This window comes from Bacilliculturomica massiliensis (genome assembly GCF_900605495.1).
Lineage (GTDB): Bacteria > Bacillota > Clostridia > Peptostreptococcales > Anaerovoracaceae > Bacilliculturomica > Bacilliculturomica massiliensis.
In genome coordinates, this window is record NZ_LR027603.1 from 652,715 (window position 1) to 676,558 (window position 23,844).

The window sequence follows — 23,844 nt, forward strand, 5'->3', positions numbered from 1 at the left end:
GGTGCTCTTTCTGTTTTTATCTGACCCAGACCTCTTTCAGAAGACGCAGGGCGTTGCCGCCGGCGACTTTGCGGATATCCTCGTCGCTGTAGCCGGCCTTGACCAGATATCGGAGGATGTTCTTGCCGGCCTCAGTGGGGTTTTCCATGCCCCTGACGTATTCGACGCGCTCAAAGCCTTCGCCCTGAATGGCCTTGATAGAGAGTTTGCGTGCGTAAGCGTTGTGCAGGCCCACGTGATCGCCGTACAGGGTGTCGGGTCCGAAGGAGACATGGTCGATACCCACCAGATCCTTTACATATTCAAAGTGTTCCATAACGGAGTCCACGCAGTGAAGGGGATGAGCCTGGGTCAGGGTGGTATGGGGCGCGGCTTCGATGCCGATAAGTCCGCCCTTGGCCGCGCAGGCTTTCAGGATGTCATCGTCTACCAGGCGCTTGCTGTTCCACAGGCCTTTGGCGCCCACGTGGCTGAGCACGATGGGTTTTTTGCTGTACTGGATGGTATCCATGGTGGTCTTATCGCCGGAGTGAGAGCAGTCGATGAGCATGCCCAGCCGGTTCATGCGTTCCACGCATTTCTTTCCGAACAGCGTCAGTCCGCCGTCGTTTTCTTCTTTCATGCCGGAGCCAAGTCCGTTGGTCTCGCTGTAGGTGATCCCCATAGAGCGGACGCCGAAGCCGTAGAGAATATCCAGGCGGTCCACTTCGTTTTCGATGGGGGAAGCGCCCTCCAGAACGAAGACGACGGCGATCCTGCCCTCGCGGTGAGCGCGGTAAATATCCTCTATGGTCTCGCATTTGATGGCGAAATCCTGATGGGCAAGGTCGCAGGAACGCATGCCGATGTCGTGGAGAACTTCGTCCCATTTCCAGCCGCCCCTGGACATGATGTTGCAGGTGCCGTCCATCATGTTGTCGAAGACCACGTCAAAATAGCCTTTGGACAGTGCTTCGTAGGCGCAGCGCTGCCTGCCCTCACGGTTATATTCAAAGACGTCCGCCTGCAGGTTTTCGGGGAAGAGCACGGGATGCTCGTGAAGAGAGATGCAGATAGTTTCCCTGGCCAGAGTGAGGACTCTGGATTCCTGTTCTTCGCTGAGAGGGATCAGATACTCCGGCACGCGCTTTTCGCCTGCGCACAGTTCCATATCGGAAAGATCGGTCCCCTTTTCTAAATAATCATAGGCCTTGTAGCCCTTGTATGCTGTTTTTATTCCCATAACCGTTCTCCTTTATTTCTGGCCGTCCCTGTGTGCAGGGGCGGCGTTGTTTTCTGTTTGGCTGCCGCAGTTCAATCTCCGCGGCGCACGATCTGTCCTGCTCTGGTTTTCAGAACCCGTCCCTGATCCAGCGTGACTTTGCCGTTGACCAGCACATATTCTACGCCGGCAGCCGTCTCGGAAGCGTTGCTGTAGTCGATCTCAAAGGGCGAGGGATAGGAATAGCGGTCCAGATCGATCACGCTGATATCCGCCTTCATGCCCGGGGCCAGCCGCCCTCTGTCGGCGATGGCGAACTGCTCCGCCGCCAGGGTGGTATTTCTGCGGACGATCTCCTCCACGGAAATGCCCTTTTTTCGGTACATCTCCATGAAAATGGGGAAAGAACCGCGGCGCTGAAGCTCGTACCAGGACATGGGGTCCCAGGGTTCCGCGAAGATCCGATCGGAGCCCGCCATCACGTAAGGATTCTCCAGGATATTCCGGGGATGAGGCGTCAGCGGATAGTCCGCCCGCACAGGTCCGCCAAGCCAGAATGTGTACTGGCGCTCATCTCCGATGAGATCCAGCAGTACGTCGAAGGCGTCGCCGCCCCGCCCCATATGGTCTGCGATTTCCTGAACGCTCTTATTTTCGAAGGCAGGGATACCGGTGTTGATGAGACGCATGGCGGTCATATCCGTTCCCAGAATGTACGCCTCTTTGCGGACTACCCGACGGCCCTCCGGGTCGGACAGCGCCTTTTTTACCCCTTCCACACCCATGTCGAACAGGGTGGCGGACACGGCCATGATGAACTGGATCAGCCGGTCCTTGCGCATGCAGTGGCCTGCGCTGCGGGGGACTACGTCGGCGGCGATCTGAATGCCTTCTCTGCGGGCGTTCAGAATGGCGTCGTAGGATTCCGGGGAGGTAGGAGTCAGGTGAGATACCTGGACCCGCGCGCCGGAACGGCGCCCGATCTGGATGGCTTCCTCGGTGGAGGGGAGAATGCCTATATAATACCGGCCGTGGGTGGCGTAGGTACCGTTGTATTTCTTTACGATGCGGCAGCAGTCCACGATCTCGTCCGTGTCGGCAAACCGGCTGGGGATATAGGCCAGACCGGTGGACAGCCCCAGGGCGCCCTGAGAAAGTCCCTCTTCGATGAAGCGATGGATCTGACTGTTTTCCTCAGGAGTAGGCTTTCTGTCCTTGGAGCCGCCCATCACGGTCCATCGGATGGTGCCGTGGCCCAGCAGAAAGCCCATGTTTATGTTGACGCCTTTCTCCTCTAAAATGCCGCAGAAGCCGGCAAAGTCGTTCCAGGAAGGCTGGAAGGCGTTGAATTTCTCCACGCCCTCAGCTGTCATGAGACCGTTTTTATAGTAATACTGGTAGACGTTCCGGGAGGAAAGAGGCGTGATGGAGTGGCTGCAGTTGCCGTTGATGGTGGTAGTAACGCCCATTTTAAGGTAGACCTCAAAGTCGCCGTCCCACAGCGCCACGGTCTCTTCGTGGGTGTGAGGGTCGATAAAGCCGGGGCAGACCAGATGACCCGCTGCATCGATGATCCTGTCTGCGCAGGCGTCGCCGCAGTCGCCGATGAAGGCGATGGAATCTCCTTTTACCGCAACGTCGGCATGGCGGCCGGGCCTGCCCGTGCCATCCACCACAAAGCCGTTTTTTATGATAATATCGTAATCGGACATGGTAATTCTCCTTTCGGTGGGGATCAGGCCTTCAGCATGCCTTTGTCAAAGAGCAGTTTGGAAACGCCGATGGTCCCGAACACAGCCACGATGATGATGACGTAAGTGGGCTGTCCGGGGAAGATCGCCAGAAATCCATTCTTTGAAAGCCAGGTCATGGCCAGAGCCAGGACGATGGCGGTGGCTCCGATCTTGGGCTGAGCCACCGCAAACTGGGCGAGCATGGCCCCAAACAGCGCGGGAAGGATCAGCGACAGTGCGGAGACCACCTGGGCGGGCAGCTGACTCAGCACTGAAGTGCCCAGGATAACGCCCAGGGACAGCAGGGCTACATTGACAAAGATGGAAACGGCGATGCCGATAGTGGAGATGATCGTTCCCTGTTCCGTACCCTGGACCACGCCGGCGGAATCCTGGGCTGCGGCGGAGCAGGGCAGCCTGAGACTGGACCCGTTTCCGGCCAGGAAAGACATGTAAGTGCCGGGTATGCCGAGTACAGGAAAATAGGAGATGGGTTCCACGAACCAGAAAATGCAGCTGCCGCTGACCTGAGCGAGAGAACCGGTAACGATAGCCGTCAGTCCCGGATTGAAGCCGAAGCCGAAAGTCAGGATCAGTGCGGGCAGGAAACACAGAGCCACGCCTAGAAGATTGGTGATGCGGCCCCAGCGCACGATATAGGGGATATAATCCGTTTCATAGCGGTTTTGATTGTTTTCCATTGCTTTCGCCTCCCTTTATATCAATACGGCGATGAGCATGCCGCCGAACATGGCGATGCACATGGCCCATTCCTTCAGCCATTGTTTCTGAAGTTTTCGATTGACGATAACGATCAGAGCCATGATGGCAAAACCGGCGATGCAGCTCTTAGTCCCCTGGTCGAAGCGCATAATGCGGTCGGAGGCCAGATAGGCGAAAGCGCCCAGCACGGCCGCGATGGAGAGGAACGGCATGAACGCTTTTCGTCCTCCTGCCAGCACATTGCGGAACTTATCCATTTTATGCGTACACAGGCCGGTGAAAAGTACCCAGCCGAAGGAGCCCAGAGCCATGACCCACACGCCGTTGGTAAAGGCCACGGCGTTCATGTCCGGGCCGTCCAGAGATACGCCCATGGCCTGAGCGCCGAACTCCGCGCTCATGAGCTCAAACTGAACGGAGCCGATGTAGGAGAGACGCATCCAGGCGATAGGCCCGCCCATGGTGACCAGCAGGGAGATCATGCCCCCAAGGATCACCAGGGAAGGACCGATGGCTGAGATGGTGCTGGCCTTCACTGCGTGCTTGAACTGCTGGTCTGTGATCCCCAGCTCTCTGCCTGCGATGATCGATCTTCTGACGAAGAGCAGCGACTGCACCAGGACCAGACCCACTCCCAGACCACAGACCAGCCACATGACCGGACCGTTGGCAATTTTTAAATAGTCCATAGAGAAACCTCCTGTGTGATAGGACCGCCGGAAGGCGGCCGTGAATGATGACTCCATTTAAGAGCAAGATCTGTTCCATTTTGCCGCCTTCTCTGAAAAATAATTGCCCAAAATAAGAAAAAAGAGACGGGAATAGGAATGGATGCAGAAGAAACGTTGAAAAATAAGGGGTGATCAAAAAAATATGTAGCAGGATAACAATTGATTTTTAAATTTATTGTTGGCGGCGCATAAGGAAAATAGGTTGGGATATGGGGTGTGATGTTGATAAACGTTGATATTTGGGTTATAATAGGTTTTGAAATAAGTTGGAAATAAATAGTGCGATCAGAAGTTCGCGGTTGGGGAAAGCTGATCCGGAGAAGACGGTAAGAGACGGGGAAGGATACGGCTGAAAGGGGCAGGGTGAAGAAGATGGAACAGAAATGCATCGCCGTCGTCGCGGCGTATCGATATACCAGTCAGTTTCTGGCGGAGGAGATAAAAAAACTGTTTGAGCCGCAGGAGGAAGTCCGCGTGCTGTATCTTGATGAAGAGGAGCGGGGCAGACCGTCGGCGGAGGAATATTATACCCAGCGCATCCGGGAATTCGATCTGGACCACTGCAGCATGATCCTGTATTCCAGCGAGACGGTGCGGGGCATGGTGGAACGGGTGCGAAGACCGGAGGCTGCGGCGGTGGTCAGCAGGCGAAACGTCGAATTGTCAAAGCTGCCGGAGATCGTAAGCATCCAATCCGGCACAACAGTCTACGCCTTCGGCAGCAGCCGGGAGGCGGCACTGGAGCTGATCGGGGAGCTGAGGGAGACGGGCATCGGACACCTGAACCTGCTTCCCTGGTATCCGGGGTCAGGCGTGATCCGCCCGGATATTGTCATTACTCCGGGAAAAATATTTCCCCAGATGAGAGAAGCGCGGCGCATTATCGACGTGGAGTTCCGCCACCTGCGCATTTCCACTGTGATGGAGATATTTATGGCGCTGAACCTGCCGGCGGAAAATCTGTTTTCGGTGGAAGCCTGGTATCAGGGAGAGATCCGAAGTCTGAACCGATATAACACCACGATCAACAAGAGCATGACCGGAATTCTGGAGTCCATCAACGAGGGGATCTTCTGTGTGGATGAGACCGGCCGCGTATTGTTCTGCAACCGCATATTTCTGAACCTTACCGGAACCGATTATTACGACGTGGCGGGGAAACATTTTCAGGAGATCAGCTTTGGACCGGAACTGATGAGCATCGTCAATTACGAGGGGGAACTGTTTTCCGATATCGTGGAATACGGGGAAAAGAAACTGCTGGTCAACCGTCAGAAAAATCCCGGGGACGCGGCGGGTTTTATTATCAGTATACAGGATGTGACGCGGATCAGCGAGATCGAGACCGACGTGCGGAAGAAACTGGCCCAAAAAGGATTTGTGGCGAAATATTCACTGGACAGACTGATCGGAGAAAGTCCGGTCATTCAGGGCAAGATCGCCGAAGCCCGCAAGGTGGCGGCCAGCGATCACACCGTCCTGCTCACGGGAGATAACGGGACAGGGAAGGAAATGTTCGCTCAGGCGATCCACAACGAGTCTTCCAGAGCCAGGCATCCTTTTGTCGCGGTGAATCTGGCGTCGCTTTCGGACGCCATCATCGAGAGCGAGATCTTCGGCTATGAGGAAGGAGCTTTTACAGGGGCGCTGAAAGGCGGCAAGCCGGGACTCTTTGAGATGGCCCACAACGGCACGATCTTTATCGACGAGATCGGGGACGTGTCGCCGCACATTCAGCAGAGGCTGCTGCGGGTGCTGCAGGAGCGGGAGGTCATGCGGGTGGGCGGAAACCGCGTGATACCTGTGAACGTGAGAGTCATCGCCGCTACCAACCGAAATCTCTTTGAGATGGTTCAGGCCGGAAAATTCAGGATGGATCTGTATTACCGGCTGAAAGTACTGCACATCCATGTGCCGCGCCTGGCGGAGCGGCGGGAGGATATTCCCCTGTTTCTGGAACACTTTTTTCGGGAGGTAAAGAGCGCGAAGCGCGTCAGTCCACAGGCGCTGGCAGTGCTTCAGGAGTATCCCTGGCCGGGAAATGTGCGGGAGCTGCAGAATCTGGTGTATTATCTGGAGACGCTCTGCGAGCGGGAGACAGTGAGACCGGAAGATCTGCCGGAGGAGTTCGCGCCCTTTGTACAAAAAGGGGCGCGGCGGGGAGCTGCCGGCCCTGAGACGGAGGACGGCGCAGGCGCCGCAGCGTCTGCGGCGGGGGGGGCCCGGGGGGGGGGGGCCGCCGGCAGCGGGGCCCGGGGGTTGGGGGCCCGTCCTTTTTTTAAAACCTGGATGGGGTAAAAGAAAGGGGCTTCTGGTCCCCCGGGCCTTTGGGGCCCCCTGGGTGGGGCCGGAGGGGTTTTTTGTTGTAAGAAGAGACAGGGTCCATCCGGAGGACACCGATCCGGCGGAATTTGGAGCGGTCTCCGGATTTCTTACGATCACCCGTTCCTCCAGCCCGGGGGACATCGAAGACTTTTATTTTATTCTGGAACAGCTCCGTTTGGCGGCGCAGACAGGCGTTTCTCTGGGCAGAAACCGCCTGTGCCGCATGTCGGAGGAGAGAGCCGCCGGACCGCTTACCGTCGAGCAGCTCCGGGGCCGGATGAAAAAACTGGAACGGTGGGGCATGATCCTGGTGGGAAAGACGAGGCAAGGCAGTTCCATCACGCAGACCGGCGAAATATTTCTCAAATGGCTGGAGGCCACCGGACAGGCCGGGGGAAGAATGGGCGGCCGGTGAGGAATGGACCGCCGGAGCGGGAAAATAAAATACCATTGCAGTCAGGCGCGGCATAGGCGTCCAGCTGCAGTGGTTTTTCTTTGCCCTGTAAAGAGCTGCGCTGAATAATTTGGCAGTTCAGAGGGGACGATATAAAAGGTAGTTATTTTAAAAAGCAGTTTGCAGAATGCATGTTTGAGAGGGGGTGGTCACGTGGACAATCAGATGAAGAAACCCAATAGATTGATCGGGGAAAAAAGCCCGTACCTGGTACAGCACGCCTACAATCCGGTAGACTGGTATCCCTGGTGCGGGGAAGCCTTCGCAAAAGCCAGGCGGGAAAACAAGCCGGTCTTTCTTTCTATTGGGTATAGCTGACGTGTCTGCTTTTACGCACTTGTCACTGGTGTCACGTGATGGAGAAAGAATCGTTTGAGAATGAGTCGGTGGCGGCGCTGCTGAATGAGAGCTTCGTGGCTGTGAAGGTGGATAAGGAGGAACGGCCGGATATCGACGCAGTCTATATGGAAGTATGTCAGGCGTTTACGGGACAGGGAGGCTGGCCTACCACCGTTCTGACAACGCCGGAGCAGAAGCCGTTTTTTGCAGGCACGTATTTTCCAAGGGAACGGCAGGGAGGCCAGCCGGGGCTGCTGGATATTCTGGAAGCGGCCCGGGACGCCTGGAACAAAGATCCGGCAAAGCTGAAGCGGACCGGTGAAGAGGTGGCCCGTCTGCTTTCCGGAGATGAAGACAAAAAGGGGAGAGCGGACAGCCGTCTGTGGGAGACGCTGGGAAAGACCCTGACGGAGGAAGCGGCGGCCTATTACAGCGGCGCCTTCGATCCTGTATGGGGAGGCTTTGGCAGCGCGCCCAAGTTTCCCTCCGCCCACAATCTGCTGTTTCTCATGAAGCTCCACGAAAAACAGCAGCGTCAGTACGACGACGCCTCGGGCCTGTCATCGGAGCGGCTGAGCAGACGCACGCTGCGGGGGTATGACACAGAGGTGGGCAGTACGGTGGAAGTTCTGAGATCCAACGAAGAGAACGGGGGATTCTGCCGCAGGGTGGTGCCTACCAGAGAACTGGCTATGGTGGAAAAAACGCTGACCGCCATGTATGCAGGAGGACTGTACGATCACGTGGGCGGCGGCTTCTGCCGTTATTCCACCGATGAGAAATGGCTGGTTCCTCACTTTGAAAAGATGCTTTACGACAACGCCCTGCTGGCGATGGCCTATGCGGAGTGCTGGCGCATCACGAAGAAGCCCCTGTACCGAAAGGTAGCGGAAGAGACTCTGGATTTTGTGATCCGGGAGATGTGCGGACCGGAAGGGGGATTTTATTCCGCTCAGGACGCGGACAGCGAGGGGGAGGAAGGCAAGTATTACGTCTTTACCCCTGAGGAAGTGTGCGATGTGATCGGCGGGGAGCGGGGACGGGCCTTCTGCCAGTACTACGGGATCACGGAAGAAGGCAACTTTGAAGGCAAGAGCATCCCAAATCTCATCGGGACGCTTGCGCGTTCGCCGGAACGCATCTACGGATTGGAGACGGAGGCATTCGGCGGTCTGGGAGACGGTACGGAGGAGACGGCGGCCCGGCGGAGATTTCATCGGGAGATGGCGGAGGACAGACAGGCCCTGTATCGTTACCGGCGGCAGCGGATGAGCCTGCACACCGACGACAAGGTGCTCACATCGTGGAACAGCCTGATGATCGCCGCGTTCGCAAGAGCTTATCGGATCTTTGAAAAAAAGGAATATCTGCTGACCGCGCAGCGGGCGGAAAAATTTCTGCGTGAAAAGCTCACCGGAAAAGACGGAAGCCTGTGCGTGCGCTATCGCGACGGCGAGTCGGCGGGAGAGGGTTTCCTGGACGACTACGCTTTTTACCAGTGGGCTCTGCTGGAACTGCTGTGCGCCGACCACAGAGCCTCCGGCCTGCAGCGGGCCATCGAGGTGCAGGATCGGATGGTGAACGACTTTCTGGATCAGGAGGGAGGGGGCTTCTATCTCACCGGCGCAGATCAGGAACGTCTGATCTTCCGCCCCAAGGAGACGTACGACGGAGCCATGCCCTCAGGAAATTCGGCGGCGGCGTACGCCATGGTCCGTCTCTGTGAAAAGATGGCGGGATCGGAGGAAAGGCGCCGGCTGACGGAGGAACAGCTCTCTTATGTGGCGGCAGCGGCTGAGGGCAGAGGGGCGGCGTCGTCCTTCGGACTGACCGCGCTGCTGGAATGGGAGCGCTGGACGGGAAAGCGGCGATTTCCCCATTGACACGGTCCCGGCGGAAGTGGTAAAATAAATCGCTGTCTGAAGATAGCTGTCTAATTCTGAAGAATTAAAAGATACCATACCATGAAGGTGAAACGTCGGGAACGGCGTCGCTTTCATGGTGTTTTTTTGTGCGGATCCGCAGAAGACGGCAAAAGCCGGGGAGCGGATCCGGTGCTGCAGCAGTAGATGAAGGAGAATCGATATGAAGATGAAAAAAGCAGCGGCGGTCTTGCTGGCCGCGGTTCTGGCTGTGGGAACGCTTGGGGCCTGCGGGAACGGAGACGGCGGGCAGCAGAGCGCTTCCGGCAGAGAACAGCGGAGGGCGGATCAGGAATTGATCGTGGCCATAGGGGAGGAACCGGAGACGGGATTCGACTCCACCACCGGCGGACACGGGTCTATAACGAGAGTGTTTTTTTCCACGCTGTTTAAGCGGGATAAAGAGCTGGGTTGGGAAAATGATCTGGCTACAGGTTATACGGTGTCCCCGGACAAGCTGACCTGGACGGTGACGCTGCGGGACGACGCGGTATTTACAGACGGAACGCCGGTCACGGCGGGGGATGTGGCGTTTACATACCTGACGGCCAAGGAAGCCGGCGCGGATGTGGACCTCACCATGATCCGGGATATCAAGGCGGCCGACGACAACACCGTGGCCTTTACGCTGACCCGGCCCTATTCCACCTTCATTGAACGTCTGGCGTATCTGGGCATTGTGCCGGAGCACGCTCACGACGAGAACTTCAAGGATAATCCGGTGGGATCAGGCCCCTTTAAATTTGTCCAGTGGGACAAGGGTCAGCAGGTGATCGCCACGGCAAATGAGGATTACTATGGAGAAGCGCCGAAGATCAAAAAACTGACCATGGTATTCCTGGACACGGACGCAGCCTTCGCGGCGGTGAAAAACGGCGGGGTGGACGTGGCTTCCATCAACGGCACGCTGGCCGGACAGACGGTGGAAGGGACCCAGATCATCGATATTCCCAGCATCGAGTGTTACGGCGTGAGCTTCCCCATGGTGAGGAATGAGGGGAAGACGGCCAAGGATGGAGCGGTCATGGGCAACAACGTGACCAGCGATCTGGCTGTCCGGCAGGCGCTGAACCGCGCCGTGGACCGCCAGCGGGTGGTGGACGGCGTACTGCTGGGCTACGGTTCCGTATCTACCACGGGGCTGGAGCAGATGCCGTGGCTCGACAAAGAGACTGTGCTCGAACCTTCGGAGTACGGCGACGTGGAGGGCGCGAAAGCCATTCTGGCGGAGGGCGGCTGGAGCGACAGCGACGGCGACGGCATCGTGGAGAAGAACGGAGAAAAAGCCGCTTTCAAACTGCTGTACACCGACGGGATCTACCGGCAGGAGATGTGTCTGGAATTCGTCAATGTGGCAAAAGAGATCGGGATCGACGTAACGCTGGAAAAAGTGACCTGGGACACGATCCTGCCTCAGATCCATACGGAAGCGGTATTCTACGGTTTTGGATCGGGCGATCCCTCAGAGCTTTACAGCCTGTACTACGGCGGCATCGCCGGCGGCGTGGTGGCCTGGGACAATTCGGGCTGCTATAAAAACGACGTGGTGGATGAGGAGATCGACAAGGCGCTGATGGCCACCGACGAGGCGGAGGCCCTGCCTTACTGGAAAGCGATCCAGAAATACACCTCAGCCAGAGGAGACGCGCCTTACTGCTGGCTGGTCAACGCTGATCACGTCTATCTGGCGGCGGATGGGTTCTCTTTCGGGCAGCCGGTGGTACAGCCTCACGGAGGAAGAATATTTGATAACGTGTCCGAATGGACCTGGGAATAAGGGAGGAGTCTTCCGATGAATGGAAGCATGGGAAATAACGGTTTGGGAAAATTTCTGGCGGGCAGACTGTTCAAGCTGATCACCCTTCTGGTCGCGGTCAGTCTGATCACGTTTATATTGATGAAGCTGTCCCCCATCGACCCGGTGACGGCCTACGTGGGAGCGGATTCCCGGGTGGGAGCGGAGCAGAGGGAGCTCATCGCCCAGCAGTGGGGACTAGACCGGCCGCCGGCGGAGCAGTTTCTCAGCTGGTTTTCCTCCCTGCTTTCCGGCGACTGGGGACAGTCGATCATCTACCGCCGGCCGGTGCTCTCCGTCATCGGAGAGAAATTTCTGGCGTCCCTGGCCGTGATGGCCGCTGCCTGGGCGCTGTCCGGCGTGATCGGCTTTTCTCTGGGCGTCCTCTCAGGCGTGAAGGAGGGAAAGCTGACGGATAAGCTGATCCGGGGCTACTGTCACGTGCTGATCTCCACGCCTACGTTCTGGCTGGGCATCCTGTTCGTCATGGTCTTTGCCGTATGGCTGGGCTGGTTTCCGGTAGCTCTCTCCGTCCCCATCGGCGTACTTGCGGAAGATGTGACGATGATGGACAAACTGTCTCACCTGGTGCTTCCCGTGCTGACGCTGAGCGTCATCAATATTGCGGGGATCTGTATGCACACCAGGGAAAAGACCGTGGAGGTGCTTCGATCGGACTATGTGCTGTTTGCCAAAGCCAGAGGCGAGAACAGGCGGCAGATCGTCCGCAGCCACGTGCTGCGCAATGTGTCCCTTCCCGCCATCACGCTGCAGTTCCTCTCGTTCAGCGAGCTGTTCGGCGGCGCGGTGTTCGTGGAACAGGTCTTTTCGTATCCGGGGCTGGGACAGGCTGCGGTGCAGGCGGGGCTCAGGGGCGACGTGCCCCTGCTGATGGGGATCACGATCATCAGCCTGCTGTTCGTCTATACGGGAAATACAGCGGCGGATCTGCTTTACAGAGCGGTGGATCCGCGGATCAGAGAGAGGTATGCGAGGTGAGGGAAACAGTGGAATTACACAAAAAGCAGGGCGTCGGGAGGGCCGGCGGCGTCAGACTGCTGCCGGCGGGACTGGGCATCCGCGAGCGAACCATCGCCTCGGCGGTGCTGCTGACAGGGATCTTTCTGTTCATTCTGATCGGGGGAAGTCTGGTCACCGACGACATGCTGCGGGTGGATCTGACCAACATCTTTGCACCGCCGGGAGGGAGCCATCTTTTTGGGACCGACTGGGTGGGAAGGGATATGCTGCTGCGCACGCTGGCCGGGCTGAGTCTGAGCATCAAGATCGGCGTCCTGTGCTCTGTGTTCAGCAATATCGTGGCGGTGGTCCTGGGGATCCTGGGACCCACGCTGGGAGGAAAAGTGGACGCGCTGGTGTCGTGGCTCATCGATCTGGTACTCTCGGTTCCCCACGCCATTGTGATCATCCTGATCTCTCTCGCCTGCGGCGGAGGCATGAAGGGGATCGTCGTCGGAGTGACGCTGACTCACTGGACCTCGCTGACCCGGGTGATCCGGGCGGAGGTACTGCAGATAAAAGAAGCGGAGTACACAAAGATATCCGAAAAGCTGGGAAAGAACAGCTTTTATATCGCCAAAGAGCATATCCTGCCCCACGTGCTGCCACAGCTGGTCGTGGGGACGGTCCTGATCTTTCCCCATGCCATTCTGCACGAAGCATCCATCACTTTTCTGGGCTTTGGTCTGCCTCCCCATGAACCGGCCATCGGCGTGATCCTGGCGGAGTCCATGCAATATCTCACCAGCGGCAGCTGGTGGCTGGCGTTTTTTCCGGGCGCCAGTCTGATCCTGGTCTCCATGCTGGTGGACCGGGTGGGGAAAAACATAGAGACCCTGATCAGTCCGGCTACAGCGTATAAGGGAATATGAAAGGAGGCGCGCCGATGAAAGACGAAGAGTATCTGCTGAAGGTGGAAAATCTGGGCGTATCCTTTTCCCAGTACACGCAGGGACTGAAAAAGACCAGACTGCAGGTGATCACCGATCTGTGCGTGGAACTGCGGGCGGGAGAGATCCTGGCTGTGGTGGGATCCAGCGGGTCGGGAAAAAGTTTGCTGGCCCATGCGGTCCTGGGTATTCTCCCGGAAAATGCGGAGGAGACAGGCAGCATTTTTTTTGAAGGCAGAAAACTGTCTCAGCGGGACAAAGAGGCCCTGCGTGGAAAAGAGATCGCGCTGATACCGCAGTCCGTAAATTTCCTCGATCCGCTGCAGAAGGTGGGAGATCAGATCCTGTCCGGCACAGGCGGGACGTCCGGGCCCGGGCAGAAACGGCGGAGGCGGACGGAACAGGCGGAGGCGCTGCTGGCGCGTTACGGACTGGAGCCTGGGGTGGCGCGGTATTTTCCGCACCAGCTCTCCGGCGGCATGGCCCGCAAGGTGCTTTTGCAGACCGCTCTGGCGGCGGACTGCCGGGCGATCATCGCCGACGAGCCCACACCGGGGCTGGATCCGGATTCGCTGGCTGAAGTGCTGCGTGATTTTCGGGCCGCTGCGGCGGAAGGCAGGGGTATCCTGATGATCACCCACGATATCAACGCGGCCCTTCAGATCGCCGACCGGATCGCGATCTTTTACGCCGGCACTACCTTTGAGATCGCCGCATCTTCTGACTTTGCAGGCGACGGAGCGGCGCTGCGCCATCCGTATACCAGGGCGCTCCTTCAGGCGCTGCCCGACCGCGGCTTTACGCCGATCCCGGGATCGCAGCCGCTGCCGGGGGAACTTCCGGAGGGCTGTCTCTTCTGCGGCAGATGTCCGCAGCAGACGGAGGAATGCGCCGGCAGGCGCCCGATGTTCCGCGATCTGCGCGGAGGAAAGGTCAGGTGCATCCATGCGACTTAAAGCGGAGAATATCAGCTTTCGATACCCCTGCGGGCACAATTATGTACTGAAAGACGTGGATTTCGAGGTGGAAAGCGGTGAGATCGTCGGACTTTCCGCTCCCAGCGGCTACGGGAAAAGTACGCTGGGACGGATCCTGGCAGGCTACGAGGAGCCGGAAAAGGGCGGAGCGGTGACGCTGGACGGAAGGCCGCTGCCGAAAAACCTTTTCAATCCGGTGCAGCTGATCTTTCAGCACCCGGAGAAAGCGGTAAATCCCAAGTGGAAGATGAAAAAGATCCTGACGGAATCGGGAACGCCTCCGGCAGAGCTCATCTCCGCCATGGGGATACAGGAGGGATGGATGGACCGCTGGCCGGCCGAACTGTCCGGCGGCGAGCTTCAGCGATTCTGTGTTTTGAGGGCGCTGACGCCGAAGACGCGGTTTCTCATCGCCGACGAGATGACCACCATGCTGGACGCAGTTACCCAGGCTCAGATCTGGCAGGTGGTGCTGGCTTATGCGAAGGAGCAGGGTATGGGCGTAGTGGTCATCAGTCATGAACGGGCGCTGATGGAACGTCTCTGCAGCCGGATCGTCGATCTGGAGCAGGCGAACTCCCCAGTCTGAACATAAGCCGCTGAGACGGGATGGACAGAATTGACCGAAGAAATGAAAATACCCCGGCGCAGGGCTTTCCGGCTGAATCAGCGGGAAAGTTACTGCGCCGGGGCATTTTTTACGCCCGGATCGTCGCTGCAGGGCAGACGCAGGGTAAAGCAGGCGCCCCCCTCCGGTCCGTCGGAGACGCGGAGAGAGCCGCCGTGCAGCTCTGCGATCTCCCGGGCCACAGACAGACCCAGACCGTAGTGTTCCTTCTTGCTGCGGGACAGATCAGCCCGATAGAAGCGATCAAAGATTTTTTCTTTCTGATCGTCGGGAATGCCGGGGCCGCTGTCCGACACGGAGAGAAGCAGAGCGCCCCTCTGCTTCTGCGCCTGAAACAGGACGCGCCCGCCCTCCGGCGTGTAGGAAAACGCGTTGTCCGCCAGCGCCGAGAGCGCCTGAAGGAGACGCAGGCGATCGCCGGAGATCTGTCCGGAGGATTCTTCGGGAAGCTCCAAAGAGAGCGCCGCGCCGTGCTGGAGGGCGATGGATTCATAATTCTCATAGAGGGCCATCATCAGATTGTCCACGTCGATCTGTTCCGTGCGGACGGACCAGGACCCCGCGTCGGCGCTGGCCAGAAACAGCAGATCGTCGATGAGGCGGGCCATGCGCAGGCATTCCCGATCTGCAGTCTCCAGAAAGCGGGGGCTGTCTTCCGCGCCGCCGGCCACTGCAGAGAGACTGGCCCGGATGACGGCCAGAGGGGAACGCAGCTCGTGGGAGGCCGCGGCTACGAATTCGGTCTGCTTTTTCTGGCTCTGTTCGATGGGGCGGATACTGCGGCCGGCAAACCACCAGCTGAAGACAAAGAGAAGACCGAGAGCGGACACGATCAGACCGAGAAACGAATACCGCATGATCATCTTCTGACGCTGATCGGCGGAGGTGTCCCGCAGGAGCGTCACGCTCTGCCAATTTCCATGGCTGCCGGGTATGACCGCCACGGCGGCCTGATAGCGGTCGCCGCTGCCGCCTGTGACGGAAAAGGAAGCGCTGGAGATATCGATGACGGAATAGGGTTTGGCCGACGGATCCAGACCGTATTGCTCCAGCGCTTCTTTCTGTGCGGCTGCTGCCAGTTCCGCCCTGGGCGTTTTCGGAGTCCAGGAGCCCGGGTACAGAATGGGGACGCCGTTGTCCTGAATGTACACGATAAGCCGGTTCCCCGTTTCCAGCTGGGAGAGCCAGGCGATGTCCAGTATGTTTCCGCTCTGGATCTTGTAGATCACAGAATTCAGGTTGTTCTGAAAGGTCACGCGGCTTTGGCTGTCGATCTGGCTCTCAGAGAGAATGAGCAGCGCGGCGGCTGTTCCGCTCAGAATAATGCCCGTGATGACGACGCACAGCAGCGTGAGTCTTTTGCGAAGAGATCTCAGCATATCAGTCCTCCGATTCCAGCGAGTATCCGATGGAGCGCGCAGTCTTGATCCTGGCGCTGCTTCCCACCGTCTTCAGACGGCGGCGGAGAAAATGGATATAGTTGTCCAGATTCCCGTCTTCCACGGGAGCGTCGGGACCCCAGACCCGGGCGAGAAGAGCGGCGCGGGGAAGGAGCCTGCGGGGATTTTCCATGAAGATCTCCAGCAGATCGGCCTCCCGTTTTGACAGCGTGTGGGAGGCGGAAGGACCGGTCAGAGTGTAGCAGCCGCAGTCCAGCGTCAGATCAAGAAAGCGCAGCGTCCGATCCGGTTCAAAGCCAGAGGGACGGCGGCTCACCGCCCGGATGCGGGCCATAAGCTCATCCATGGCAAAGGGCTTTATGAGGTAATCGTCGGCGCCGGCGTCCAGACCTTCGATGCGGTCCCCTACGCCGTTGAGCGCCGTGGTGATGATGACCGGCGTGGCAATGCCGCGGGCGCGCATCTGCCGGAGAATACTGATGCCGCTGACCTCCGGCAGCATGCGGTCCAGTATGATGAGCTGGTGGGCCTGCTGGCGAATGAAGTGAAGAGCGTCGCCTCCATTGTGACAGACGTCGGCGCGGTAGCCCTCCCGTTCCAGATGAAATTTTACCGCCTCGCAGAGATCGGCGTCGTCCTCTATGATCAAGATCCGCATTTTTTATTTCCTTTCTTTTACCTTCGGCCGGCAGTAGCGTTCAAGCCCGAAAAAACATGTCTCAGCGCGGGCCGCGCCGCTGCCGTCAGAAGAACTATCTTCATTATAACCTGCTTTTCTCTAAGAAATCTCTAACAAATGCAGGTTATTTAAAGATTATTTTAAGGTTGTTTAGAGATTGGGCCGTTATAATGGCATTGTAAAGCGGAGGAAAACTCCGCGGAAAATCATAAGTGACAGGAAATACAGAACAAACTGTTCGGAATTCAGAGGGGGAGAGAGATGAAACGTGTAAAGAGAGGAACGGCTCTGCTGCTTGGCATCTGTATGATCTTTATTACAGCCTGCGGAGCCGGAGGCGAAAGAGGGGAGACGGACAGAGCCATGGGGCGCTATGTGGAGAACCGATTGGAGTTTCCGCTGGAGGACAATACTCCGTCAACGATGCTGCAGCGCTCCGACGGAACACTGGATGTCCTGTATACAAAATACACGGAGGACAGTTCAGATCCGGTCACAGGGTTTACCCGCTATCATTCTGCTGATGGAAAAAAATGGGATGAAGAAACGCTGAAGTGGACGCTGCCGCCGGAGAGCTTTCTGAGCCGCGTGGCCTACGACCGACAGGACAAAGCTTATGTAATGGCCCTTCGCTACGGAGAGGGGGATCTGGACGCCTGGCTGTTCAGGGAGAACGGGGAAGGCGTGCTGGAACGAATGGATATCGACCTGAAAGACGAGACCGGATCGCCCATGAACATAGCGATGCTGGGAACCATGCAGATCGGGGAAAACGGAAACATCTTCATCGAACAGCGCGGAAGAGGAGTGAGCGAATACGGGACCAACGGAAACTTTATCCGGTTTTACAGCAGCGGTGAGATGGGCGATTCTTCCGGATTTGTGCTCAGCGGCGATAAGATCTACGTTTTGGACACAGTGGGAAGCGGTGTGCTCTGCTACAGCACGGAGGACGGAAGACTGGTCCAGAATATCGCTTTCGACGGGTTCTCCGATTATTCGATCATCGGGGGAGGGTCCGGGGGGACCGTCTACATCAGCGGCAGAACTGGAATCTACCGGCTGAACGCCGGGGGAAGCATGTGGGAAAAGCTGGTGGACGGAAGTCTTACCTCGCTGGCCATGCCTTCGATCTATTTCAGCGATTTTATTGAAGGACCGGACGGTTCCTTTTATCTCATGGGAGGGGACGGCGGGAATACGGCGCAGCTCTATCAATACGTGTACGATCCCGACATCGCCACCCTGCCGGAGAAGGAACTGGTGGTCTATACCCTGCGGGAAAATGCCGCGCTCAGGGTAGCCGCCGGAGAGTTTCTGAGGGACCATCCCGATACCCGGGTGAATATTCAGACCGCCATGGACGGGGACAGCGCCGCCACAGCGGCGGATATGATCCGCACGCTGAACACGGAGCTGTTGTCCGGCAAAGGGCCTGACGTTCTGCTTTTAGACGGCATGCCGGTGGATTCCTATGTGGAGAAGGGCGTGCTGACCGATCTCAGTCATCTGATCAAAGAGATCGCCAAGTCGGAAAAACTGAATGAGACGGTGCTGAACACCTATAAAAATAAGGACGGTATCTTTGCGGTCCCAAGCAGATTCCGCATGCCGGCTCTGTTTACGGAAGAGAATTTAGCCGGAGATCTCACCGGGCTGGAAGCCCTTGCCGCGCTTGCGGAGAGTCATCCCGACAAACCGCTGATAGGCGACAAATCTCCGGGAAATCTGATGAATATCCTTTTCGCTTCCTGTGCGCCGGCCTGGATCTCCGATGGACAGATCGACGAAGACGGGCTGAGGGAATTTCTGGAGACCGTCAAAAAGATCGCAGACACGCCTGCAAAGTCCTACGGGACAGAAAATGAAGGAAAAACAGGACAGTTCAGCGTGGGGTCGGGCGTCAGGGGAGTTTCTGTGGGAAAACAGAATAACAACGAGGATCTGCTGCACTGGGCTTTCGGCAGAGCGCTGGCCTACAGCAGAGAACTGCGGGGATACGGGTCGCTGTCAGCATCCGTACTGGCACTGCGTCATGTTGAGAACAGCACGGTCATACATATGCCCGGCCAGGCGGAGAACGTATACATTCCCTGCGGGATACTGGGAGTGAACGCGAAGAGCGAAATGAAGGACAGCGCAGAAGATTTCGTGAAACTTTTGCTCTCGGAGCCAATGCAGACTGCGGAAGACGGGGAAGGTTTTCCGGTCAGCATGGCCGCACAGAAGGCCCTGGTGGATTCCGTGGACGAAGACGTCTATATCGGCATGGGAGGAAGCGGGACCGAGACCGAGAATGAGAGTTTGGAAGGGGGCATGCCCGAACCGAAAGAGAAAGAGATATTCATGAAGCTGTGCAATAGTGTAAAAACACCATATACGGCGGATGAGACGTTGGCGGAGATGATTATGAATGAGGCGAAGGGTTATTTTACAGGGGAAAAAGATCTGGAAAAAACTGTGGCTGACATCACGGAAGCTACAAAGCTGTATCTCTCAGAGTAAAGAGGGAAAACAGCGGCTGGAGGCGATGACATTCATCGCTCCCAGCCTGATAGGGGTAGGGATATTCGTTCTGCTGCCGTTTCTGGACGTGGCGAGACGCTCTTTTATGGACTCCTTCGGCAGGCGGTTCACCGGACTGGAAAACTACGCGAAGGTATGGGAAAACGACGCCTTTCGTCTGGCTGCGGGAAACACAGTAAAATTTGCCGTCGTCTGCATCCCGGCGCTGGTGATCAGCGCTCTGCTGCTGGCGGCTGCGGTGCAGGGGCTGCCAAGGGGAAGGGATGGATTCAAGACCTGCTTTCTCCTGCCTCTGGCCGTGCCCGCGGCCTCCGTGGTGCTGATCTGGAAGATACTGTTTCACGAAAACGGGCTGATCGGCAATATTCTGCTGGATCTGGGCTGGGCTCCGGTGGACTTTATGGGGTCCAACGCCGCATTCTGGATTCTGGTGGTCAGCTACTTGTGGAAAAATCTAGGATACGACATGATCCTATGGATGGCAGGATTGTCGGGGATCTCCCGGGACCTGTACGAGGCGGCGTCTCTGGACGGCGCCGGTCCGGTGAAGCGATTTTTTTACATCACGCTGCCGAATCTGGCGGGAATCACCTTTACCATCTGCGTGCTGTCGCTGCTGAACTCCTTCAAGGTATTTCGGGAGGCTTATCTGGTGGCGGGCGAGCACCCTCACACCAGCATGTACATGCTGCAGCACCTGTTCAATAACTGGTTTACGGACATGGATATGGAAAAGCTCTGTGCGGGAGCCGTGCTGATGGCGGCGGTGATCTTCGGGCTGATCCTGCTCCTGCAGAAGGCATGGGGGGAAGAAGAGTGACGCTGGAAAGGCGCGGACTGCGGAATCGGGATGGCGGCGGGCCGGCGGGGGACCGGAATCGCCGCCGTGATATACAGAATGGGAGAAAATGAGGGAAGGAGACGGAGATGAGCGGAGGAAAAGGGCGGATCAGGACCGGAATATTGCTTGTGATCGCCGCCGTGGTGTGCATGCCTCTCGTCATGCTGATCGGCGGCTCTTTTATGGGCGGGGACGAGATCGCGGAGAAGATAGGGCCGGTGCTGGCGGAACGGGAAGGACGGGCGGAATTTTTTCTCTTTCCCCAGTATCCGACCCTGCAGGGATTTGTGGAGCTTTTGCTGGATTCGCCGGAATTTTTCGCTATGTTCTGGAATACATGCCGCATTGTGTTTCCCATCCTTGCGGGACAACTGCTGATAGCCGCGCCGGCGGCATGGGGGTTTGCCAAGTACCGATTCAGGGGCAAAAAGGCGCTGTTCACCCTGTATATCGCGCTGATGCTCATGCCCTTTCAGGTGACGATGGTGTCCAATTATCTGGTGCTTTCCGGCCTGCATCTGCTGGACACCAGACTGTCGGTCATTCTGCCGGCTATCTTTTCCACCTTTCCGGTGTTTATCATCTGCCGTTTTTTTCAGGGCGTGCCCGACGCGCTGCTGGAGGCGGCGTCGCTGGACGGGGCTGGACCCTGGCAGACCTTTTTTTACATCGGACTGCCCATGGGAGCGCCGGGGATCGCATCGGCGCTGCTGCTCTCCTTTCTGGAATACTGGAACGTGCTGGAGCAGCCGCTGACCTTTTTGAAGGACAGATCGCTGTGGCCCCTTTCTCTGTACCTGCCCAACATCGTATCGGAGAAAGCCGCCGTTTCGCTGGCGGCGTCGCTGATCATGCTGATCCCGCCGCTGCTGGTGTTTCTGATGGGACAAAAATACCTGGAGAGCGGGATAAGGGCCGCCGGACTGAAAGAATAGCGGGGAACGAAAAAACGACGATGGGGGAGAGACAGGCGTATGGAAATTAGAGAAAACAGATATTTCAGGCTGCTGACCGGCTTTTTCGCCGTCATGCTGGCGCTTACGGCCATATCCAGAGCCGCGGATTCCGTCACCGTGGCCAGGGTAAACACCGAGGCTGCCAGACAGGCCACGCTGGCCCACCGCACCACGGCTGCGGGAAAGATCCTGGCCTCCGATCAGATGTATATCAGAGGGGAAGAAGGGACCTTTATCGACAAGGTCAACGCAGCGCCGGGGCAGAGGGTGGAAGCGGGGGACGTGCTGTTTACGCTGGATCTGAAAAGCCTGCAGGATCAGCTGCTCACCGCGGAGACAGAACTGTCGGAACTGAAGCTGGGGCTGAAGCGGGCTCAGATGGACAGCGGGGGCACGGCAGCTGAGCGGGAGGCGGTGGAAACGGCCAGAAGGGATCTGGAGCGGGCCAGGGCAGACAGCGAACTCAACACGGAACTCAACGGCGGCGTTCAGCTTCTGGCGGACAAGAGAGCGGTGGAGAACGCGGAGGCGGCGCTGAGGACAGCGGAAAAACAGCTGGCGGAAGCGGGAGAACGAAACGGAGTAGATCTGGATCTGACGGAGCTTAAGATCCGTCAGAAAGAACGGGAAGTAGATGATCTGCGCCGGATCAGCCGCAGCGGCGGACAGGTCAAGGCGGAAATAGCGGGGACGGTGGGAGAAGTGAACGCCCGGGCAGGGGCTGCAGCCACGAAGGAAACGCTGTGCACGCTCATTCCTGACGGAGCGGAATATATCTTTGAAGCGGAGCTGACCGATGAGGACGCTAAATATATGAAAGCCGGCGATCCGGTGTCCGTATTGCCGGAGGGAAAAAACGTTCCGATCAGCGGACTGCAGATCTGGTCCATAGGCAGCAGTGGTGATAAAACGAAAGTTACGGTCAGGATGACGGCAGACGCGCAGGTATCCCACGGTATGGCCGCTTCGCTGAATCATACGGGAATCTCGCAGTCTTATCCCCGAACGATCCCGCTCAGCGCGCTGCGGGGCAGCGAGAGGAATTATTATGTCCTGACGCTGCGTGAGGCCAATACGGTGCTGGGACAGGAGCTGAAGGCAGAGAAAGTGGAGGTCACGCTGATCGATAAGGACGGAAAGCGGGCGGCCGTGGAGGAAATGCTGGACGGAAAAGTGATCAGCGGCAGCAGCAAACCGGTGGAGGCGGGAGACCGGGTCCGGGAGGTTCAGGATGGGGATCAGTAAGACGGGATTCAGCAAGACGGGATTCAGCAAGATAAGATTCAGCAAGATGAGATTCAGCAGGCAGAAGATAGGCAAGCGGAGGGAATTCTGTCTTTCCGCCGCCGCGCTGGCGCTGTTTTTCCTTCTGTATTATGGCGGACTGCTCCAACTTTCAGAGCTGGCCGGCGGCTGCGGCGGCACGATCCGCGTGATGCTGGACAGTTCTCCCATAGAGGCGGCTGCAGCGGAAGCGCTGATCGAAGAGCGGATCCAGCTGGAGAGCGACAACGCCGATGAGACGGCGGGAGCAGGCGGCGGGGCGGCGGACGGGGACGCGGTGACTGCAGGGGGAAGGAAGCCCCGCGCACTTTATATGGCCTGGACGCGGGAGCGGGACGTGCCTGTGAGCAACCCCGATCTGCAGCGCAGTCTCTTCGCGCCGGTCATCTACTTTGCGGGCGATTCGGGATTCATTTTCGATCCCGTATCGGAGAACGGCTGCGCCGTGCCTGAGGAGACGGCCCGGCGGCTCTGGAGAACCGCCAGCCAGGAAGAGATCATGGGCGCCGTCGTCCGCATCGGCGGTACAGATTACACGGTGGAAAAAGTATTGCCGGCCGGAAGTTTCGCCTCCCGGTGGGGAGGGGAGGCGATCATCGCAAGAGCGGACGTCGGGGCAAGGGGCCGGACGGACTCATCGTCCGGAGACGGCGGTTCTCTGGAACCTCTGCGTTTCAGCGTTCTGGATATCATCACCCAGGATCCGAAACACTTCTCCGTGGACGAACTGCTGGCGGCCGGAGGCCTGAAAAGCGATATGGTGATCCGGTACGACGAATTGGCGGAGATGATCGCCGCGCTGCGGCTGCTTCCCCTGTGGGGCGCAGTCCTGTATACGGCGGCGGAGCTGATGCTCAGCGGGAGAAGACAGGGGCGCTGCAGAAAAAAGGAAAGCCTGCGGGAACGGCGGCGCTTATTTTTCGGCAGAGTCAGCATACCTTTGCCGGCCGCCGGAGTCATCGCCCGCATCGCGCCTCCGGCAGCCGCAGCGGGGCTCGTGGTCCTCACTGCATGGCTGGCCGGTCCGCCCTTTGCGGTGCCCGGGAGCTTTCTGCCCACCAGATGGTCGGATTTTTCTTTCTGGAGCAGGACGGCGGAGGCGACGGCCAACGCGATCCGGACCTATCTGTCGCTGGAGGTCAGCGGCCCTGATTTCCGCTTTCGCATGCTGGCCCTGAGGGCAGTACTCTGTTTTCTGGGGCAGACGGCCCTTCTGATTTTTGTACTGCGCCGCGGGACCGCCCGTCCTTTTAGCGCGCCGGCGGCTCCCGCGCAGGCACCTGATGGGAAACGGGCTGAGACGGCCAGTCCCAGCCCGGAGGACAGAGGACGGCCGCAGGGCCGTCCCGGCGGGAAGGAACAGGTAAATATTTGACGCGGCAGAAAGAATTGTTTATAATTATGATTGCCGGAGGCGGCA

Annotated in this window: 20 protein-coding genes; 14 read left to right on the forward strand and 6 right to left on the reverse strand. The window is 58.0% G+C overall.

Annotated elements, in window-relative coordinates; genetic code table 11:
- Positions 1 to 16: 16 nt before the first annotated feature.
- The 4 genes from E0E37_RS12370 to E0E37_RS12385 form a co-directional block, all read right to left on the reverse strand.
- A complete protein-coding gene (locus tag E0E37_RS12370; protein WP_165445340.1) occupies positions 17 to 1,222 on the reverse strand; it encodes a dipeptidase in 1,206 nt (401 codons plus the stop codon).
- Positions 1,223 to 1,293: 71 nt separating this feature from the next.
- Positions 1,294 to 2,913 carry an N-acyl-D-amino-acid deacylase family protein gene (locus E0E37_RS12375; protein WP_130863341.1) on the reverse strand — a complete coding sequence of 540 codons (1,620 nt, stop codon included), beginning with the start codon at positions 2,911 to 2,913 and terminating at the stop codon, positions 1,294 to 1,296.
- 23 nt (positions 2,914 to 2,936) lie between these two features.
- A complete protein-coding gene (locus tag E0E37_RS12380) occupies positions 2,937 to 3,635 on the reverse strand; it encodes a hypothetical protein (RefSeq protein WP_130863342.1) in 699 nt (232 codons plus the stop codon).
- 15 nt (positions 3,636 to 3,650) lie between these two features.
- Positions 3,651 to 4,346 carry a DUF5058 family protein gene (locus E0E37_RS12385; RefSeq protein WP_130863343.1) on the reverse strand — a complete coding sequence of 232 codons (696 nt, stop codon included), beginning with the start codon at positions 4,344 to 4,346 and terminating at the stop codon, positions 3,651 to 3,653.
- Between the two features lie 414 nt (positions 4,347 to 4,760).
- Between E0E37_RS12385 and E0E37_RS12390 the strand changes: the two genes are divergently transcribed.
- The 9 genes from E0E37_RS12390 (at position 4,761) to E0E37_RS12430 (ending at position 14,699) form a co-directional block, all read left to right on the forward strand.
- On the forward strand, positions 4,761 to 6,686 hold the full coding sequence (locus E0E37_RS12390; protein ID WP_130863344.1) for a sigma-54 interaction domain-containing protein: 1,926 nt from the start codon (positions 4,761 to 4,763) through the stop codon (positions 6,684 to 6,686).
- Positions 6,687 to 6,729: 43 nt separating this feature from the next.
- The gene (locus E0E37_RS12395; protein WP_130863345.1) at positions 6,730 to 7,128 is read left to right on the forward strand and encodes a hypothetical protein; all 399 of its coding nucleotides are present in this window, start codon (positions 6,730 to 6,732) and stop codon (positions 7,126 to 7,128) included.
- Between the two features lie 192 nt (positions 7,129 to 7,320).
- Entirely contained in the window at positions 7,321 to 7,485 is a 165-nt protein-coding gene (locus tag E0E37_RS19015) for a DUF255 domain-containing protein (protein WP_130863346.1), read from the forward strand.
- A 5-nt stretch (positions 7,486 to 7,490) separates the two neighbouring features.
- Complete coding sequence (locus tag E0E37_RS12405; protein WP_330548607.1) at positions 7,491 to 9,389, forward strand: thioredoxin domain-containing protein; 1,899 nt, start codon at positions 7,491 to 7,493, stop codon at positions 9,387 to 9,389.
- A 202-nt stretch (positions 9,390 to 9,591) separates the two neighbouring features.
- The gene (locus E0E37_RS12410; RefSeq protein WP_130863348.1) at positions 9,592 to 11,205 is read left to right on the forward strand and encodes an ABC transporter substrate-binding protein; all 1,614 of its coding nucleotides are present in this window, start codon (positions 9,592 to 9,594) and stop codon (positions 11,203 to 11,205) included.
- A gap of 15 nt (positions 11,206 to 11,220) precedes the next feature.
- The gene (locus E0E37_RS12415; protein WP_246019722.1) at positions 11,221 to 12,222 is read left to right on the forward strand and encodes an ABC transporter permease; all 1,002 of its coding nucleotides are present in this window, start codon (positions 11,221 to 11,223) and stop codon (positions 12,220 to 12,222) included.
- A gap of 8 nt (positions 12,223 to 12,230) precedes the next feature.
- Positions 12,231 to 13,115, forward strand: coding sequence for an ABC transporter permease (locus E0E37_RS12420; protein ID WP_246019723.1), 885 nt, complete (start codon positions 12,231 to 12,233; stop codon positions 13,113 to 13,115).
- 14 nt (positions 13,116 to 13,129) lie between these two features.
- Complete coding sequence (locus E0E37_RS12425) at positions 13,130 to 14,089, forward strand: ABC transporter ATP-binding protein (RefSeq protein ID WP_130863349.1); 960 nt, start codon at positions 13,130 to 13,132, stop codon at positions 14,087 to 14,089.
- Complete coding sequence (locus tag E0E37_RS12430) at positions 14,079 to 14,699, forward strand: ABC transporter ATP-binding protein (protein WP_130863350.1); 621 nt, start codon at positions 14,079 to 14,081, stop codon at positions 14,697 to 14,699. The genes E0E37_RS12425 and E0E37_RS12430 overlap by 11 nt, the downstream gene beginning before the upstream one ends.
- Positions 14,700 to 14,788: 89 nt before the next feature.
- Here the strand turns inward: E0E37_RS12430 and E0E37_RS12435 are convergent, their stop codons facing one another.
- Both E0E37_RS12435 and E0E37_RS12440 read right to left on the reverse strand, forming a co-directional pair.
- Positions 14,789 to 16,117, reverse strand: a complete 1,329-nt coding sequence (locus tag E0E37_RS12435) for a sensor histidine kinase (RefSeq protein WP_130863351.1) — start codon at positions 16,115 to 16,117, stop codon at positions 14,789 to 14,791.
- Position 16,118: 1 nt separating this feature from the next.
- Positions 16,119 to 16,796, reverse strand: coding sequence for a response regulator transcription factor (locus E0E37_RS12440; protein WP_130863352.1), 678 nt, complete (start codon positions 16,794 to 16,796; stop codon positions 16,119 to 16,121).
- 282 nt (positions 16,797 to 17,078) lie between these two features.
- Between E0E37_RS12440 and E0E37_RS12445 the strand changes: the two genes are divergently transcribed.
- The 5 genes from E0E37_RS12445 to E0E37_RS12465 all read left to right on the forward strand — a co-directional run bounded on the left by E0E37_RS12445 (position 17,079) and on the right by E0E37_RS12465 (position 23,799).
- The gene (locus E0E37_RS12445; RefSeq protein WP_130863353.1) at positions 17,079 to 19,322 is read left to right on the forward strand and encodes an ABC transporter substrate-binding protein; all 2,244 of its coding nucleotides are present in this window, start codon (positions 17,079 to 17,081) and stop codon (positions 19,320 to 19,322) included.
- Positions 19,323 to 19,347: 25 nt separating this feature from the next.
- Complete coding sequence (locus tag E0E37_RS12450) at positions 19,348 to 20,163, forward strand: carbohydrate ABC transporter permease (protein ID WP_246019724.1); 816 nt, start codon at positions 19,348 to 19,350, stop codon at positions 20,161 to 20,163.
- A 107-nt stretch (positions 20,164 to 20,270) separates the two neighbouring features.
- Positions 20,271 to 21,119: a carbohydrate ABC transporter permease gene (locus E0E37_RS12455; protein ID WP_130863355.1), complete on the forward strand. Its 849-nt coding sequence runs from the start codon at positions 20,271 to 20,273 to the stop codon at positions 21,117 to 21,119.
- Positions 21,120 to 21,158: 39 nt separating this feature from the next.
- Positions 21,159 to 22,385, forward strand: coding sequence for an efflux RND transporter periplasmic adaptor subunit (locus E0E37_RS12460; protein ID WP_130863356.1), 1,227 nt, complete (start codon positions 21,159 to 21,161; stop codon positions 22,383 to 22,385).
- Positions 22,372 to 23,799, forward strand: coding sequence for a hypothetical protein (locus tag E0E37_RS12465; RefSeq protein WP_130863357.1), 1,428 nt, complete (start codon positions 22,372 to 22,374; stop codon positions 23,797 to 23,799). Before E0E37_RS12460 ends, E0E37_RS12465 begins: the two co-directional genes overlap by 14 nt.
- The last annotated feature ends 45 nt before the right edge of the window (positions 23,800 to 23,844 follow it).

Coding starts and splice junctions, on each gene's coding strand:
- E0E37_RS12435 (WP_130863351.1), bottom strand. CDS start 16,117: ATGCTGAGATCTCTTCGCAAAAGACTCACGCTGCTGTGCGTCGTCATC.
- E0E37_RS12445 (WP_130863353.1), top strand. CDS start 17,079: ATGAAACGTGTAAAGAGAGGAACGGCTCTGCTGCTTGGCATCTGTATG.
- E0E37_RS12385 (WP_130863343.1), bottom strand. CDS start 4,346: ATGGACTATTTAAAAATTGCCAACGGTCCGGTCATGTGGCTGGTCTGT.
- E0E37_RS12460 (WP_130863356.1), top strand. CDS start 21,159: ATGGAAATTAGAGAAAACAGATATTTCAGGCTGCTGACCGGCTTTTTC.
- E0E37_RS12465 (WP_130863357.1), top strand. CDS start 22,372: ATGGGGATCAGTAAGACGGGATTCAGCAAGACGGGATTCAGCAAGATA.
- E0E37_RS12440 (WP_130863352.1), bottom strand. CDS start 16,796: ATGCGGATCTTGATCATAGAGGACGACGCCGATCTCTGCGAGGCGGTA.
- E0E37_RS12380 (WP_130863342.1), bottom strand. CDS start 3,635: ATGGAAAACAATCAAAACCGCTATGAAACGGATTATATCCCCTATATC.
- E0E37_RS12375 (WP_130863341.1), bottom strand. CDS start 2,913: ATGTCCGATTACGATATTATCATAAAAAACGGCTTTGTGGTGGATGGC.
- E0E37_RS12430 (WP_130863350.1), top strand. CDS start 14,079: ATGCGACTTAAAGCGGAGAATATCAGCTTTCGATACCCCTGCGGGCAC.
- E0E37_RS12410 (WP_130863348.1), top strand. CDS start 9,592: ATGAAGATGAAAAAAGCAGCGGCGGTCTTGCTGGCCGCGGTTCTGGCT.
- E0E37_RS12425 (WP_130863349.1), top strand. CDS start 13,130: ATGAAAGACGAAGAGTATCTGCTGAAGGTGGAAAATCTGGGCGTATCC.
- E0E37_RS12370 (WP_165445340.1), bottom strand. CDS start 1,222: ATGGGAATAAAAACAGCATACAAGGGCTACAAGGCCTATGATTATTTA.
- E0E37_RS12390 (WP_130863344.1), top strand. CDS start 4,761: ATGGAACAGAAATGCATCGCCGTCGTCGCGGCGTATCGATATACCAGT.
- E0E37_RS12455 (WP_130863355.1), top strand. CDS start 20,271: ATGAGCGGAGGAAAAGGGCGGATCAGGACCGGAATATTGCTTGTGATC.
- E0E37_RS12450 (WP_246019724.1), top strand. CDS start 19,348: ATGACATTCATCGCTCCCAGCCTGATAGGGGTAGGGATATTCGTTCTG.
- E0E37_RS12415 (WP_246019722.1), top strand. CDS start 11,221: ATGAATGGAAGCATGGGAAATAACGGTTTGGGAAAATTTCTGGCGGGC.